At 68.5% G+C, this 489-nt stretch carries 1 protein-coding gene; it reads right to left on the minus strand.

What is annotated here, in order from left to right:
* Positions 1–489, minus strand: a 489-nt coding sequence (vgrG, locus tag GJV78_RS22815) for a type VI secretion system tip protein VgrG (RefSeq protein ID WP_155110331.1), incomplete at both ends; no start/stop codon positions are given.

Here is a 489-nt window from a genome sequence, read left to right on the forward strand (position 1 = left end):
CGGTAGTTCTTTATCGTCACCAGGTCCGGGTGCGCCGAGTCGTGCAGCACCCCCGCGATGTACGGGCGGTCCGGGTTGCCGTCTTCAAACCCTATCGCCACCTCCGTTCCCGCCAGCAGCGGCAGGTGCAGCCCGTACGTGTCCCCCGCATAGGGCCGCGACTGACGCACCCACAGGCTCTCAAATCCTCTCTCCCACTCCGCCCGGTCAAACAGCATGTTCACCCGGTAGCGGCCCTCTTTGTCGATATGCCCGTAAAGGTCGTTTTCCGTGGTGCTCGTCACCCGCGCCGGCAGCGTTCCCGCCATCACCGGACGTCGCCCCGGCTGCGGGCGAAAACCGTACTCCACGCTGTCCGGTATCCCCGCAAACTCCGCCTCAAAGCTCCGGTCACGCCGCGCCCGGCTGCGCACCTCCGTCACCACCACGCCCCGCCCGAACTCCGCCGCCTCCGCGCCCGTCACCTCCAGCACCCGGCCCGGCCACAGC

Source organism: Intestinirhabdus alba (assembly GCF_009711095.1).
GTDB classification, from domain to species: domain Bacteria; phylum Pseudomonadota; class Gammaproteobacteria; order Enterobacterales; family Enterobacteriaceae; genus Intestinirhabdus; species Intestinirhabdus alba.